Here is a 15,124-nt window from a genome sequence, read left to right as displayed (position 1 = left end):
AGGGGAAAGACCACCCGGCCGGAACCGTGGAGCGGGGCTCGAACCCGCTGTGCAGTGACGCGCCGCTGTGCCGCCGGAGGCCGATGCTCCTGACTGCGGCGAAACCGAATCAGATCTCTGCTTCGGCGTCCTTCCGTGCCTTGCGCAGCGCCCGGCGCTTTTTGTGACCGGTGAAGCTGAGCAGGAAGAGGATGATCGCCAGGAGCACGAAGAGCCCGCCGCCGGCGATGCCCGCATCGACCCAGAACTGAGGCGGGAAGAGGCGGATGAGCGAATCATCGGCGTAGAACTCCCAGGTCCCATCGGCGAAGAACACCTTGTGGAACCCGCGGAAGAAGCTGTCCCAGCCGAGGACGGCGACAACGGCGACAGCGGCCATGAAGATGATGCTGAAGATCGACCCCAGACGCACGCCTGCATGGATGCCCGATCCGTTCTTGCGGCACATGTAGATGCCGAACAGCACAGAACCGATGATGCCGACGAGCGCCACCAGGTAGAGCAGGGAGATCAGACCCTTGACGTCAGCCATATGGCTGAGCTCGTCGGAGATGAAGATCGGCTCACCGTTTGGCATGACGATATCGGCGAGGTAGCGCCGGGAATCGAAGTTGTGCAGGTAGTCGATGACGTAAGTCCCGTAGTGCTCACGGTCGGCGGCACTGAAACCGAACTGATCGGCCGGGAATCCGGGCCGGAAGTACTCGAATTTGAGGAAGATCCCCGAGGCGACGAAGCGCACCGCCAGAGCCAACAGGACGAAGGGGGTGGCGAGCATAATCCAGATCGTGCCGATCACATCGAGGACGGACCGGCGTCTTTCCGGCACCTCGGGGTCGCGGGCATCGGTCGACGTCGCCGCCTTCGACACCGCAGCCCAATCGGCTTCGCTCATCACCGCGGTGCGCGCATTCTGCGGCACTTCGCGTGTGGCACCGGTATCGGTCGAGGATGATGACCCGGCCGTCGATGCAACGGCGGCCGAATCCGTGCCGGCGGGCTTCTGCGCGGCGTTCTGTTCGGCGGTACGCGTGCTCGAGGTCGCGGGCTGAGAGGCCGGATTCGTAGAATGGGCGGGAGTCACCCTCACCGGGCCCGTCGAGGGCTTCGCATCCGCGGAATGCTTGGGGGCATCCTCGGCGATGGGATCCGTGATCGGATCAAACGCCTCGGTGTCGGTCGAGGGATCATTGGCCGCCTCCAGAGGGGCCTGCGACTGCTTGTCGGCAGCACTGGCAGACCCTGAACTCATCCGCCTGCTCAGGAGGTCTTCGGTCTCGTTCTTCTCGTCTCTGGACACATCCCCATTGTCAGTGACCACAGGGTCCTAGTCCGGGAGGACACGCCACGGCTGCCGATTTCGCAGGGTCAGCCGAGGAAGGCGGCGATGATGACGAGAGCCGGAACCGAGAGCACGGTGGTGATGAAGACGGCATCGCGCATGAGCGCCTCGGATTGTCGGTACTGCATCGAGTAGATGTAGACGTTCTGCGCGGTCGGCAGGGCGGAGGTGACGACGATGGCGAAGAGGTCGACCCCGTCGTAGCCGAGCAGCGGGCCGCCGATGGCCCAGGCGATGACCGGCTGAGCGATGAGTTTGGCACCGGTGATGTAGCTCAGCTGTGCGCGGCTGCCCTTCACGGGGATTCCCCACCCGTCCTTGAGCGAGATGCCGAACGCCAACAGGGCACCCGGGACCGCGGTCGCGCCGATCATGTCGATGGGTTCGAAGACGAATCGCGGCAGCTCGAAGCCCGTCGCCGAGGCGGCCACACCGGCTGCGGCTCCGAGCACGATGGGGTTCTTGAGCACTTGGAGGATTGCGGAGTACCAGTGCGAATCATGCTGTTTCTTGCCCGCTCCGTCGAGCACGGCCATGCCGATGGGGGCGAGGACGAGCAGCTGGAAGAGCAGGACCGGGGCGACGTAGCCGATGTCGCGGAGGACATAGGCGGCGATCGGGATGCCGAGGTTGCCGATGTTGACGTAGCTGGTCGCCCAGGCGGAGAACATCGCCTCACCGGTGCTGCGTTTTCTGATCCACTTGGTGAGGACGAAGAGGGCGGCGCCGACGATGAGTGCCGAGCCGCCGGTGGCGAAGAGGGCGGTGTTGAAGATCAGCCCGAGGTCGGTCTCGGAGACTGTGACATAGAGCAGCGTAGGGGTGCCGGCGTAGAAGACGAGCTTCGCGATGACCTGCTGACCGTGCGGACCGAGAACGCCGGAGCGGCCGAGGACGAACCCGACCAGAATGACTCCGGAGATGACGGCGAAACCTTCGAATACGGCCAGCATGGGCTGTTCGGGTCCTCGCTTCCAGCGTCTGGGAGTGCTGCGGTCAGTCTGGTGCGGCTGATGTCAGTGCCGTAGACCGGGTATCAGTTCGGGACGGTCGGGGTCTTTGCCGGACGGACCCGGCGGCGGCGTGCGGAGGTCGAGCCTCCTCGGGGGTGGGGTCAATCCGCCCCGGCGATATCGGAGACGACATAGGACGCTGCGGCGCTGACCGCGCTGACGGCGAACACGGCCGGCCATGCGCCGATCTTCTTCGCCAGGGGATGGGAAGCGCCGAACCCGCCGAGGTAGGCCAAGCTCAGTCCGGTGGCGGCGGGCCAGCCCTTCTTCACATACCAGGAGCGGGCGGCGTAGGCACCCGCTGCGGCGAGGACGACTCCGCCGAGGGGGCGGATCCCGGTCTCGCGGGCGGTGAGGAAGCCGCCGATGAGGCCGACGGCGACGAGTGGGGCGGTGGAGACTTCGCGTGCATCCTTCATGCGCACCAGTTTAGGCGTGCAGTTCAGCGGACCGGACGGCGGTCTCATAACGCGGCATGCGCAGCAGGTGTGCGCGATGTCGGGCGGGAGCAGGTGGGATGCCGATCAGGAGGTCTGGGAAGTTGAGCGGGTGGAGAGCCTCAGAACAGGCTGATCTTGATGACCGAGGCGATGCTCAGCACCGAAATGAGGCACACCGAGGTGGTGAGGAAGATGACCGCCCACGGCGACGGTCGGCCGCGTTCGGCCCGAATCGAGACCGAACCTAGCCGGTAGCGTCTGACCTGCATGGCGATGGCCACGATGGCCATGCCCATGCACACGACGAAGAGCGCCACCGACCAGCCTTGGAAGACGTGGATGAATCGCATGAAGATGAGGCTGACGACCGTCATCGTCAGACTCGTGCGCAGCCATGATTGGACGGTGCGTTCCGGCTGCAGAGCCGGATCGTCATGCGGCTGCGGTCGCGGTGAGCGTGTCGGCATCACAGCAGGCCGGCGAACACTAGAACGAGGAGACCGGCACCCAGCGCCGAGGCGAGGCTGACGATGGGGATGATGAGCGGCAGCGGCAGTGAGGTCTTGCGACGCATCGCCGATTCGATGCGATGCCAGCGGACGGCGGCACCGGCGGCGAGGATGAAGCCGATGAGCATGAGCACGATCGACAGGGTCGCCCGCAGACCGGTGCTGAAGATCTCCGAGGTGAAGGCCTCGACGGCGATTCCCCCGCCGATGAACGCCAACGCGGTGCGGATCCAGGACAGGAAGGTCCGTTCGTTGGCCAGGGTGAAGCGAGGATCGGGGTCGACTCCGTCGGGAAAGACCCGTCGGGCGATGCGACTGCGGGAGTCCTGCGATGAATTGTTCTCACTCACTCTTCGAGGATAACCGTAGACGGCGTGGGACTGGTGACATGCAATCACCGTTGTCACCTATCATGACTGTGGACATGCTGAGACCGCTGCGCCGCCGATGTGCAGGAGAACCCGATGGAGGATCCCCGACCACGGTGAGTCAGTGCGCAGCCGAAGATGAGAGCGAATAACTCCATGAGTGAGCAGTCGAACGGTTCCGGCCCCGGCGACGCGAGCGACGCAGAGACCGTTTCCGGAATCGAAGAGGCCTCCGGCCCGGCCAAATGGAAGGTCATCGGTCCCGGCCTCGTCGTCGCGGCCACCGGCGTCGGTGCCGCGGATATGGTGGCGACCCTGGTGGCCGGCAGCCAGTTCGGCTACGGACTGCTGTGGGCAGTGATCGTCGGCGTCATCCTCAAAATCGTCCTCGTCGAAGGAGCCGGCAGGTTCAGCCTCGCGACCGGAAAGACGATCTTCGAGGGGTGGCGATCGCTCGGCCGCTGGACCACGTGGTACTTCGGGCCGTACATCATCATCTGGGGGTTCGTCTACGGAGCCACGGCGATGAGCTCGGCGGCGCTGCCGCTGGCCGCGCTCTTCCCCGGACTCAACCTCACAGTGTGGTCGGTGCTCATGGGACTGGCCGGCTTCGCCATGGTGTGGTTCGGCCGCTACGCCGTGTTCGAGAAGATCACCGCCGTCCTCGTCGGGATCATGTTCATCACCGTCGTGGGACTGGCAATCATCGCTGCGCCGAACATTCCCGAAATGCTCACCGGTCTCCTCCCGATCATCCCCGAGGGCGGAGTGATCTACACGCTCGCGCTCGCCGGAGGAGTCGGCGGCACCATCACTCTGGCCGCCTACGGCTACTGGCTGCGCGAGAAGGGCTGGCACACCCCGAAGTGGATGCGGGTGATGCGCATCGACAACTCGATGGCGTACGTGATGACCGGCATCTTCGTCATCGCCATGCTCATCGTCGGTGCCGAAGTCGTCCGTGCCGCGGGAGTCTCGATCTCCGCCGAGGACAAGGGATTGCTCGACCTCGCCGACGTCCTCAAAGCCCGCTACGGCGAGGTCGTGGGCATCGGCTTCCTCGTCGGATTCTGGGCCGCTTCCTTCTCCTCGATCATCGGAGTCTGGAACGGAGTGTCCCTGATGTTCGCTGATTTCTGGGGGCATATGCGCAAGAAGCCGGGCGGGCACCCCGACACCCTGACCGGCGGCAAGTACTTCAAGTTCTATGTGCTGTGGCTGACGTTCCCGCCGATGCTGCTGTTCATCCTCGGCAAACCGATCGGACTCATCCTCGCCTACGGCGTCCTCGGCTCGCTGTTCATGCCGTTCCTCGCGGTCACCCTGCTCGGCCTCCTCAACGGCAAGAAGATCCCGAAGGAATGGGCGAACAAGCTGCACACGAACATCGCTCTGGCGATCACAGCACTGCTGTTCATCATCCTCGGCATCCAGCAGCTCTACTCGGCGCTCGCCCCACTCTGGGGCGGCGGGGAGTAACCCGCCTGGGCGGGGCCGAGTCTGGGCATTGCCGCTAAGCTGGGAGACGCAATGGCAGAAGAGAACCCGACCCCGTCGACGACCTCAGCGAACACGAATCCAGGACGGCCGCCTCGGCGCGGGAAGAACGGACGTGGGCGTTCGCAGCAGCGACGCAGAACCACGGCAGCGCACCATCAGCAGCGCCGAGCCCGGCTCAAGGACGCCCGCGCTGCTCATCCGGTCACCGTCACCTACCCCGAGGATCTGCCGGTCACCGCGGCGAAGGACGAGATCGCCGAGGCGATCCGGGACAATCAGGTCGTCATCATCGCCGGTGAGACGGGATCGGGAAAGACCACCCAGCTGCCGAAGATCTGCCTCGACCTCGGCCTCGGGGTCGACGGACTCATCGGCCACACCCAGCCGCGGCGCATCGCCGCCCGGACCGTGGCCGAGCGCATCGCCGACGAACTCGACGAAGAACTCGGCAACACCATCGGCTACCAGGTGCGGTTCACCGCGCAGGTCGCCGATTCCACCCGGGTGAAGGTGATGACCGACGGCATTCTGCTGTCCGAACTCTCACGCGACAAACTGCTGCGCGACTATGAAGTCATCATCATCGACGAGGCGCACGAACGCAGCCTCAACATCGACTTCCTCCTCGGCTATCTCAAGGAAGTGCTCGACCGACGTCCCGACCTCAAGGTCATCATCACCTCGGCGACGATCGACCCCGAATCATTCTCCGCTCACTTCGCCGACGCTCCGATCATCTCCGTCGAAGGCCGCACCTTCCCCGTCGAGGTCCGGTACCGGCCACTCGGGGACGATCCTGCCGATGACGATGTCGACGGGCCCGGCGAATCCGGGAACTACGAGACCGGAGTCGAGGAGCAGACTGACGGAATCATCGCCGCCGTCGATGAACTCGCAGCCGAGGCACCCGGTGACATCCTCGTCTTCCTCTCCGGCGAACGGGAGATCCGCGACACCGCCGACGCCTTGAGTGACCACCTGCGCAGACGTCCGCGGATGAGCAGCTGGGAGGTCGTGCCGCTGTTCGCCCGACTCTCGGCGGGGGAGCAGCAGAAGGTCTTCCAACCCCATTCACGACCTCGCATCGTCCTGGCCACGAACGTCGCCGAGACCTCGCTGACGGTGCCCGGAATCAAATACGTCATCGACGTCGGCACCGCCCGCATCTCCCGCTACTCCAACCGCACACGGGTGCAGCGACTGCCGATCGAGCGGATCTCCCAAGCCAGTGCGAACCAGCGCAAAGGCCGCTCCGGGCGCACCAGTGACGGCATCTGCATCCGCCTGTACTCGGAAGACGACTTCGACTCGCGTCCCGAATTCACCGATCCGGAGATCCTGCGCACGAACCTCGCCAGCGTCATCCTGCAGATGGCCTCACTGGGATTCGCCGCAAGCGATCAGGAGATCCTCGACTTCCCATTCCTCACCCCGCCAGAGGCCAGGGCCGTCCGTGACGGACGGACGATGCTCACCGAACTCGGGGCGCTGACCAGCGACTCGGCAGGGAAGATCCACGTCACCGAGATCGGTCGGAAACTCACCGTGCTGCCGATCGACCCCCGCCTGGCGCGGATGGTCATCGCCGGGGCGGAGGCCGGCTGCGGGGGAGAGGTCACCGTCATCGTCGCCGCGCTGTCCATCCAGGACCCCCGGGAACGTCCGGCGGAAGTCCGAGCCGCCGCCGATGAGAAGCACGCCCGATTCACCCACCGAGGCAGTGACTTCCTGTCCTACCTCAACCTGTGGAACTACCTGCAGAGTCTGCAGGCGGACATGGGATCCTCGAAGTTCCGTCGCCGCTGCAAGGACGAGTTCCTCAACTTCGTCCGCATCCGCGAATGGCAGGACCTCGTCGGTCAGCTGCGTTCTCTGCTCGGCTCGGCCGGCATTCGCATCGAGAAATCCGTCTGGCAGCCGGGCGACGATGCCGACACTGCCGGATCCGCGCTCGATGGCGAGGGCGGCAAGACGAATGCTGCTGGGTCCGGTGACGGTTCCGACCGTGGTCAAGGCGGTCGCAGCGGTCGTGGTCGTGAGGGTCAGAATGCTCGTGGCGGTCAGGGCGCTCGTGGCGGTCGGGGCGAAGGAAGCGCTCAGGGCGGACGAGGTGCGAACGGCAAGATCGGATTCGCCGAACTCAGCGCCGCCAAACGCAGTGCGAAGAAGCAGGGAGCGACCGGTCCGGCCGGGGACACAGGAAAGCAGGTGGCAGCCGCCAAACTCGACCCGCATGCCGCCGCCATCCACCGATCGCTGCTCACCGGTCTGCTGACGATGATCGGCTCACGGTCGGAGCGGCACAAGGACTATCAGGGAGCTCGCGGCACCCGGTTCGCGATCTTCCTGGGATCCGGACTCTTCAAGGTCAATCCGGACTTCGTCATGGCTGCCGAACTCGTCGAGACCTCCCGACTGTGGGCCCGCACCGTCGCCGCGGTCGATCCGGACTGGGTCGTCGAAGCCGCCGGTGACCTGGTCACCCGCCAATATTCGGATCCGCACTGGTCGACGAAGGCCGGCGCGTCGATGGTCTACGAGAAGATCTCCCTCTACGGGGTCACACTTGTCAGCGACCGCCGCGTCGGCTACGGCACCATCGACGCCGAGGCCGCCCGGGACGCGTTCATCCGCAAAGGTCTCATCGAAGGCGACTGGCACGAACGCTTCGGCTTCCTCGAACACAACGCGGCCGTCATCGACGAGGCCGAGGAACTGGCGTCGCGGACACGGAACCGTCGCGTGCTCGACCAAGACGATGCCCTCTACGAATTCTTCGACGAACGGATTCCGGAGGGGATCACCTCGGCGGCGGATTTCCGGGGATGGTGGAAGAAGCAGAAACGGCGGGACGCGCACCTGCTCGACCTCACCACCTCGGTGCTGCTCAGCGACGACAGTGAGGAGCTGACCGCCTCGGTGGCCTCGGATTTCCCGATGGAATGGGAACTGGCCGATGGCACGCGGGCGAAGCTGCGCTACTCCTTCGACCCCGGCAGCACTGAGGACGGGGTGACCGTGGAGATCCCCGCCGAGGCGGTGCCCGCGGTCGACGCGGACGAATTCAGCTGGCAGGTGCCCGGGCTGCGCGAAGAACTCGTCGCCGCCTATATCCGGTCATTGCCGAAGAGCAAACGCCGCTACTTCGTTCCCGCTCCCGACGTCGCCCGCGAGATTCTGCCGGCGCTCACCCCGTACCAGGGAAGCCTGCCGGACGTGCTCGCCGCGCATCTGAGCGAACGCGCCGGCGGGGGAGGGCTGAACGATCTCGTGCCGATCACGGTCACCGCCGACGATTTCGACCGATCGCGGATTCCCGCCCATCTGCGGCTGACCTTCCGGGTCGTCGATGGGAAGAAGACCGTCGGTCTCGGCGAGGACCTGGCTGCTCTGAGGACGAAGGCCACGCCGCAGGTGCGCAAGGCCCGCCAGAAGCGGAGCGCGTTCACCCCGAAGACGGGCCTGACGGACTGGTCGTTCGGTGAACTGGCCGATCCCGATCAGGCCGCGGCCGGTGTCGTTCCGGGGCTCGCGGACCGTGCGACATCGGTCGACCTCGTGGCCTTCGACACAGCAGCGCAGGCACGCTTGGCCACGCGAGAAGCGATCATCACTCTGCTGGGCCAGCACACGTCTGATGCGCTGAAGTACCTGCAGGACGGGCTGACCACTCAGGAGAAGCTCATCCTCGCCGGTCATCAGAAGACCGCTGACGAGCTGCTGGGCGGGCTGATTCGTGTCGGGATCCGCGGTCTCGTCGTCGACCGGTTGGGGCCGGCCGAAACGTCATGGGTGGCCACCGCCGATGAGTTCGCGCGGCTGCGCAAGGACGTCGACGCCGAGTTGCCGCTGACCTGTTCATCGCTGCTGCCGCACCTGATGAAGGCGCTGAAGGCGGCGACCGAGCTCGACAAACTCGTGTCGAATGCATCCTCGTTGGCTATCCTGTCCAACCTCGCCGATGTGCAGGCGTGGAGAGCCTCCCGGACGAGCGCAGCCGCCATTGCGGCGTTGACTCCGCAGATGCTGCGAGAGCTTCCCCGCTGGGTGCAGGCTGAAGTGGTGCGCATCGGCGGAATGCAGGACTCGCCGATCCGTGACAAGCAGCTCATGGATCGAGTCACCGGCTGCAGCAGCGATGTGGTCAAGAAGATCGGCAATCGATTCCCGGCACTGGCGAAGGCCGAGTGGTCGCAGCTGATCGTGTCGCTGCCTGCAGAGTGGGTTGAGGTCGTAGTGATGCTCGAAGAGCTGCGGGTGTCTCTGTTCGCGAACTCGTTGGGCACGGCACATCCGGTGTCGGAAAAGCGCATCGCGAAGGCCCTCGCCCAGCTCTGACCCGAGCATCCCTCACCCCCAGCGGCACAACGCCTCGTTGCAGAGGGGCGTTGTGTCCCGAAGGGTGAGTGATGCGCGAGTACCTGTAGGAGAAGTCGCCAGCGGGAGGTGTTGCCGCCAAACGTAGGAATTGCGAGGACCTGTGTGGGGCAGCGGCCGTCTCGGCCGCGGGCGTGGGTCAGACGTCGGCGAAGAATCCGCTGAAGAGCCACCATAACGGCAGAGCTCCGGCGGCAAGAAGGGTGGCGACACTCCACCAGATGCGCCACTTCCACGTGCGACGGCGGGTGCCGATGAAGAGGAACGCGAGATAGAAGATGAGGCAGAAGGCCCCCGACAGGCTGAGCAGCACCATCCCGGCCGCCTCGCTGCCGGAGGTGCCGAGATCGAAGAGGTACTTCGTCGTCTGCGCTATCTGCCAGGAGAACCAGATCGCCGCGCACAGCAGCGGGGCACCCAGGACTCCCGCGACGATGAGCGGTAAGGCTTTGAGCCAGCGTTCCTTCGGCTCCGAACGGCCGGCGTATTCGACGAATTCCTCAGACATCGTCCCCCAGCATATGGGCCGATTCCTACAGGACGCTGGATGCAACGCCCACCGCCCACCCCGCACATATGGTTCCGGCCGCCGGACGCCCGGCACAAGCTGACCCCACACTGTGACTGAGCGGACACGCCGGATGAGCGCGAAGAACGATAGGATATTGCGGTGACTTCTGGCCAGTATTCCGTCAAGGACATCCGACACGAGGCGTCCCGCCGCCGCACGTTCGCTGTCATCTCCCACCCCGACGCGGGCAAATCGACGACCACCGAGGCGCTCGCCCTCCACGCTCGCGCCATCGGCCAGGCCGGAGCCACCCATGGCAAGGCCGGTCGCCGCGCCACCGTCTCCGACTGGATGCAGATGGAGCAGGATCGCGGGATCTCGATCTCCTCGGCCGCTCTGCAGTTCGAGTACCGCGACGCCGTCTTCAACCTCGTCGACACCCCTGGCCACGCCGACTTCTCCGAGGACACCTATCGTGTGCTCTCGGCCGTCGACTGCGCCGTCATGCTCATCGATGCCGCCAAGGGCCTGGAAGCACAGACGATGAAGCTCTTCGAAGTCTGTGCTCACCGCAATATCCCGATCATCACCGTCGTCAACAAGTGGGACCGCCCCGGACTCGACGCGCTCGAGCTCATGGACGAGGTCCAGCAGCGCACCGGCCTCCTGCCCACTCCGATCACCTGGCCCGTCGGCCAGTCCGGAGACTTCCGCGGAGTCCTCGATCGCATCAGCGGCGAGTACACGAAATACACCCGCACCGACGGAGGCGCCACGATCGCCGGTGAGGACACCTACACGTCCGAGGCGGCCGCCGACCTCGAAGGCGACGCGTGGACGACCGCTGTCGATGAGTCCGATCTGCTGGAGATGGAAGACCAGAACCACGACCAGGAGACCTTCCTCGCCGGCAAGTCGACCCCGGTGATGTTCGCCTCGGCCGTGCTCAACTTCGGCATCCACAAACTCCTCGACCTCCTCGTCGACCTCGCTCCACCCGCCGAGGCCCGACTGGACAAGGATGACCAGCCCCGCCCTGTCGACGATCCCTTCTCCGGATTCGTCTTCAAGGTGCAGGCGGGAATGGACTCCCACCACCGCGACCGACTCGCCTACATCCGAGTCTGCTCGGGAGTCTTCGAACGCGGAACCGTGCTCACCCATGCCAGCACCGGCAAACCCTTCGCCACGAAATACGCTCAGCAGGTCTTCGGCCGCGACCGCGATGTCGTCGATGAGGCATTCCCAGGAGACGTCGTCGGATTGGTCAACGCCTCTGCCCTGCGCGTCGGTGACTCCCTCTACCTCGACAAGAAGGTCGAGTTCCCCGGCATCCCGACGTTCTCACCCGAACACTTCATGGTCATCCGCGCCAAGGACTCCTCGAAGTACAAACAGTTCCGACGCGGCATCGAACAGCTCGACCACGAAGGCGTCATCCAGGTGCTGCGCTCGGACCTGCGCGGAGATCAGGCACCCGTGCTCGGCGCCGTCGGACCCATGCAGTTCGAAGTCGCCGAAGACCGGATGACCAACGAATTCAACGCTCCCTGCACCCTGGAGCGTCTCAACTTCTCCCTCGCCCGACGCACCACTCCCGAATGCGTGCCGACCCTGGCACGGGAACGCTCGGTCGAGGTCCTCCACCGCTCCGACGGAGAGCTGCTGGCGCTGTTCTCCGACCGGTGGCGGCTGCAGGGCGTGCAGAAGAACCACCCCGACCTGGTCCTCGAACCTCTGGTCGTCAGCTGAGATGAGCACTGCCGCGTTCGAAGGCCGGTGTCCGGTATTTTGACGCGGAGATTATTATGGATAGTTGGGGCCGAAGCGAAGCCCTACAGGGCCAACCGCCCGCGTGGGACACTCCCGCCGCTCGGTGAAACCCAAACAGACAAAGGAGAATTGTGGGAACGAAATCGATTCGAGTCGCGATTGCCGGATTGGGCAACTGCGCCTCGTCCCTGATCCAAGGCGTGGAGTACTACCGGAACGCGTCGCCCGGGACGAAGGTTCCCGGCCTCATGCACGTGGAATTCGGGGACTATCACGTCGGTGACATCGATTTCGTTGCCGCCTTCGACGTCGACGGCAAGAAGGTCGGCGTCGACATCGCCGAGGCGATCACCGCCAGCGAGAACAACACCATCAAGCTCGCCGATGTGGAGCCGACCGGCATCGAGGTCCTGCGTGGACCCACCCTCGACGGACTCGGCGAGTACTACCGCGACACGATCGTCGAATCCGACCGCGAGGCCGTCGACGTGGTCAAGGCCCTCAAGGACGCCGAGGCGGATGTGCTCGTGTGCTACCTGCCCGTCGGTTCGCAGAAGGCCGTCGAGTTCTATGCTCAGGCCGCGATCGACGCGAAGGTCGCCTTCGTCAATGCCCTGCCCGTGTTCATCGCCGGCACCAAGGAATGGGACGAGAAATTCCGTGCCGCAGGTGTCCCGATCGTCGGCGACGACATCAAGTCCCAGATCGGTGCGACCATCACCCACCGTGTGATGGCGAAGCTGTTCGAAGATCGCGGCGTCGTCCTCGACCGGACCTACCAGCTCAACGTCGGCGGCAACATGGACTTCAAGAACATGCTCGAGCGGCAGCGCCTCGAATCGAAGAAGATCTCGAAGACTCAGGCCGTCACCTCGAACACCTCCGCCCAGCTGTCCGACCGCGACGTCCACATCGGACCCAGCGACTACGTCGAATGGCTCGACGACCGCAAGTGGGCCTTCGTTCGACTCGAAGGCCGCAACTTCGGCGACGCCCCCGTGTCGCTGGAATACAAGCTCGAGGTGTGGGACTCGCCGAACTCCGCCGGCGTCATCATCGACGCCGTACGGGCAGCGAAGATCGGTCTCGACCGCGGAATCGGCGGAGCCCTCATCTCCGCCTCCTCGTACTTCATGAAATCGCCGCCGGAGCAGCAGGACGACGACGCCGCCCACGAGGCCGTCGAAGCGTTCATCCGGGGCGACCTCGAGCGCTGATATCGCCGAGGCGGCCCACCCTGATCTGAGGTGCTGAGTCGCCTGCCGGCTGAGGTGGCGCCGATCGCAGATACCTGCGGTCGGCGCCCTGGTCTATTCATCGACGTCGATGTGAACGGAACCGCACGACCGCCTCGGCGGGGGACAGGTGAGTCTGGCAACCTCCGAATATCCGGAATATGAGATTCGCGCGACACAACGCCGATTGTCCATGAGACTTGCACCTTGAGGTGATCGCTCTCACATGAGCGAAATCCGGCTCAACACATTCGCCGGCGCCACCCCGACCAAGGAGAACCGATGTCGAGCACCACACCTGCGACCGCAGATAAGAGGAAAGACAGTTCCGAGCTGAGCTGGCTGATGCGCGTCCTCGTCATCATCGAGAAGGCCGGCAACAAGCTTCCTCACCCGTTCTGGCTGTTCCTCTCGCTGGCTGTCATCGTCATGATCCTCTCGGCGATCTTCGCGTCCACCGGACTCAACGCCGTCAATCCGGCCACGGACGAGAAGGTGACGGTGACGAACCTCTTCTCCACCGAGTCGCTGCGTGAGATCGTTGCGGGGGCCACGAACAACTTCGTCACCTTCCCGCCTTTGGGACTCGTCCTCATCGTGCTCATCGGCGTGGCCGTGGCCGAACAGTCAGGGCTGATTCCGGCGATGCTGCGCGGAACCATCGCCGGGGCCTCGCCGAAGTGGATCACATTCATCGTCGCCCTGGCCGGAACCGCCTCGTCGATCGCCTCCGATGCGTCCTACATGATCATGATTCCCCTCGGCGGACTCGCGTTCAAAGCCGTCGGCCGCAATCCGCTGCTCGGCTGCCTCGTCGCCTATGCCGCGACCTCGGGAGGCTATTCGGCGGCTCCGATGGTCAACTCGCTCGACACGATCCTCGGCGGCCTGTCGACCTCGGCCGCACAGATCATCGACGCCGACTACTCGGTCAGCCCGGTCGCGAATTTCTACTTCAACTTCATCTCCATGTTCGTCGTCGCAGCCGCGGTGACCCTGGTGACCGAGCTGGTCCTGTCCAAGCGCGCCGACCAGATCGAACTCGACGAGGAGGCCGACGACGATCCGGACAGCTTCGACGTCAAGATGGCCCTCGAGGCCCACGAGAAGCGCGGGATCATCATCGCCGTCGTCACCATCGTCATCTGCGCGGCGGTGCTGTTCGCCCTCGCCTGGCCTGCCGGATCGTTCCTCCGCGACGAAGCCGGAGGATTCGGTCCCGAATCGGGGCTGATGGCCGGAATCGCTGCGATCATCGGATTCGGCTTCTTCATCGTCGGCATCGTCTACGGCTACGCCACCGGATCGATCAGGCACACCGCCGATATCCCGGAGATGATGGGCAAGGGGCTGCTGCCGTTCGTGCCGGTCATCGTCCTGTTCTTCGCGGCCAGCCAGTTCCTCGCGCTGTTCAAGATGTCCCACCTCGGTGAGATCATGGCGATCAAGGGTGCCGAGGTCTTCGGGGCGCTCAACACCGGACCGTTCGTCATCCTCCTCGGCGGATGGCTGCTCGTGGCGCTGGGCGCACTGTTCCTCACCTCGGGTTCGGGACTGTGGACGCTCATGGCGCCGGTGCTCGTGCCGATGTTCATGCTGCTGTCGATCTCCCCGGAGACCACCCAGGCCCTCTACCGCATCGGTGACTCGACGACGAACATCATCTCCCCGATGAGCCCGTACTTCGTCGTCGTCCTCGGCTTCATCCAGCGGTACAAGAAGGATGCCGGCATCGGCACAGTGCTCTCGTTCACGATCCCGCTGTCCTTCGCCATGTTCATCTTCTGGGGACTGCTGTTCTTCATCTGGTGGGCCACCGGAATTCCGTGGGGACCGGGTGCGGCCACTCACTATCAGATGGGCTGAGCCGGTCACCCGATGGGCCGATCCGGGAATTCTCGCGCTTGATCGGGTGTTGTCCACCACAGCATCACGATCGTGCAACGTCGGACGCTGTTGGCCGGGATCCTCAGTTCCCGTCCAGACCGTCCGGTTAGACTGTGAGCGTGAACGATCATTCGCGCAGCCTCCCGGCTGCGCACATTCTACTCAGATC

At 64.7% G+C, this 15,124-nt stretch carries 11 protein-coding genes; 5 read left to right on the top strand and 6 right to left on the bottom strand.

What is annotated here, in order from left to right; genetic code table 11:
- Positions 1-109: 109 nt before the first annotated feature.
- The 5 genes from BI49514_RS05960 to BI49514_RS05940 form a co-directional block, all read right to left on the bottom strand.
- On the bottom strand, positions 110-1,300 hold the full coding sequence (locus BI49514_RS05960; protein WP_101545234.1) for a TIGR01906 family membrane protein: 1,191 nt from the start codon (positions 1,298-1,300) through the stop codon (positions 110-112).
- Between the two features lie 68 nt (positions 1,301-1,368).
- Positions 1,369-2,295 (bottom strand): AEC family transporter, encoded by a 927-nt coding sequence (locus BI49514_RS05955; RefSeq protein WP_101545135.1) that lies wholly within the window; start codon positions 2,293-2,295, stop codon positions 1,369-1,371.
- Between the two features lie 161 nt (positions 2,296-2,456).
- Positions 2,457-2,774, bottom strand: coding sequence for a hypothetical protein (locus BI49514_RS05950; RefSeq protein WP_244195051.1), 318 nt, complete (start codon positions 2,772-2,774; stop codon positions 2,457-2,459).
- Between the two features lie 140 nt (positions 2,775-2,914).
- On the bottom strand, positions 2,915-3,262 hold the full coding sequence (locus tag BI49514_RS05945) for a DUF202 domain-containing protein (protein WP_101545131.1): 348 nt from the start codon (positions 3,260-3,262) through the stop codon (positions 2,915-2,917).
- Positions 3,262-3,654: a YidH family protein gene (locus tag BI49514_RS05940; RefSeq protein WP_101545129.1), complete on the bottom strand. Its 393-nt coding sequence runs from the start codon at positions 3,652-3,654 to the stop codon at positions 3,262-3,264. Before BI49514_RS05940 ends, BI49514_RS05945 begins: the two co-directional genes overlap by 1 nt.
- A gap of 174 nt (positions 3,655-3,828) precedes the next feature.
- On the opposite strand from BI49514_RS05940, the gene BI49514_RS05935 reads away from it, so the two are divergent.
- Positions 3,829-5,151, top strand: a complete 1,323-nt coding sequence (locus BI49514_RS05935) for an Nramp family divalent metal transporter (protein ID WP_101545127.1) — start codon at positions 3,829-3,831, stop codon at positions 5,149-5,151.
- 51 nt (positions 5,152-5,202) lie between these two features.
- Complete coding sequence (gene hrpA, locus BI49514_RS05930; RefSeq protein WP_101545126.1) at positions 5,203-9,510, top strand: ATP-dependent RNA helicase HrpA; 4,308 nt, start codon at positions 5,203-5,205, stop codon at positions 9,508-9,510.
- Between the two features lie 178 nt (positions 9,511-9,688).
- Here the strand turns inward: hrpA and BI49514_RS05925 are convergent, their stop codons facing one another.
- Complete coding sequence (locus BI49514_RS05925; protein ID WP_101545125.1) at positions 9,689-10,057, bottom strand: hypothetical protein; 369 nt, start codon at positions 10,055-10,057, stop codon at positions 9,689-9,691.
- Between the two features lie 162 nt (positions 10,058-10,219).
- Here BI49514_RS05925 and BI49514_RS05920 point away from each other — a divergent pair, with 162 nt between their 5' ends.
- From BI49514_RS05920 to BI49514_RS05910, 3 genes are all read left to right on the top strand, one after another.
- Entirely contained in the window at positions 10,220-11,812 is a 1,593-nt protein-coding gene (locus BI49514_RS05920) for a peptide chain release factor 3 (protein WP_101545124.1), read from the top strand.
- Between the two features lie 152 nt (positions 11,813-11,964).
- On the top strand, positions 11,965-13,050 hold the full coding sequence (locus tag BI49514_RS05915; protein WP_101545123.1) for an inositol-3-phosphate synthase: 1,086 nt from the start codon (positions 11,965-11,967) through the stop codon (positions 13,048-13,050).
- A 300-nt stretch (positions 13,051-13,350) separates the two neighbouring features.
- Positions 13,351-14,934: an AbgT family transporter gene (locus BI49514_RS05910; RefSeq protein ID WP_101545121.1), complete on the top strand. Its 1,584-nt coding sequence runs from the start codon at positions 13,351-13,353 to the stop codon at positions 14,932-14,934.
- The last annotated feature ends 190 nt before the right edge of the window (positions 14,935-15,124 follow it).

Source organism: Brevibacterium iodinum ATCC 49514, assembly GCF_900169265.1.
Classification (GTDB): Bacteria; Actinomycetota; Actinomycetes; order Actinomycetales; family Brevibacteriaceae; genus Brevibacterium; species Brevibacterium iodinum.
This window is presented reverse-complemented; position numbering and strand designations above follow the sequence as displayed.

What these genes read in the sequence shown, in the direction of transcription:
- BI49514_RS05955 (WP_101545135.1), bottom strand. Translation starts at nt 2,295, where the DNA reads ATGCTGGCCGTATTCGAAGGTTTCGCCGTCATCTCCGGAGTCATTCTG.
- BI49514_RS05950 (WP_244195051.1), bottom strand. Translation starts at nt 2,774, where the DNA reads ATGAAGGATGCACGCGAAGTCTCCACCGCCCCACTCGTCGCCGTCGGC.
- BI49514_RS05945 (WP_101545131.1), bottom strand. Translation starts at nt 3,262, where the DNA reads ATGCCGACACGCTCACCGCGACCGCAGCCGCATGACGATCCGGCTCTG.
- BI49514_RS05935 (WP_101545127.1), top strand. Translation starts at nt 3,829, where the DNA reads ATGAGTGAGCAGTCGAACGGTTCCGGCCCCGGCGACGCGAGCGACGCA.
- hrpA (WP_101545126.1), top strand. Translation starts at nt 5,203, where the DNA reads ATGGCAGAAGAGAACCCGACCCCGTCGACGACCTCAGCGAACACGAAT.
- BI49514_RS05925 (WP_101545125.1), bottom strand. Translation starts at nt 10,057, where the DNA reads ATGTCTGAGGAATTCGTCGAATACGCCGGCCGTTCGGAGCCGAAGGAA.
- BI49514_RS05910 (WP_101545121.1), top strand. Translation starts at nt 13,351, where the DNA reads ATGTCGAGCACCACACCTGCGACCGCAGATAAGAGGAAAGACAGTTCC.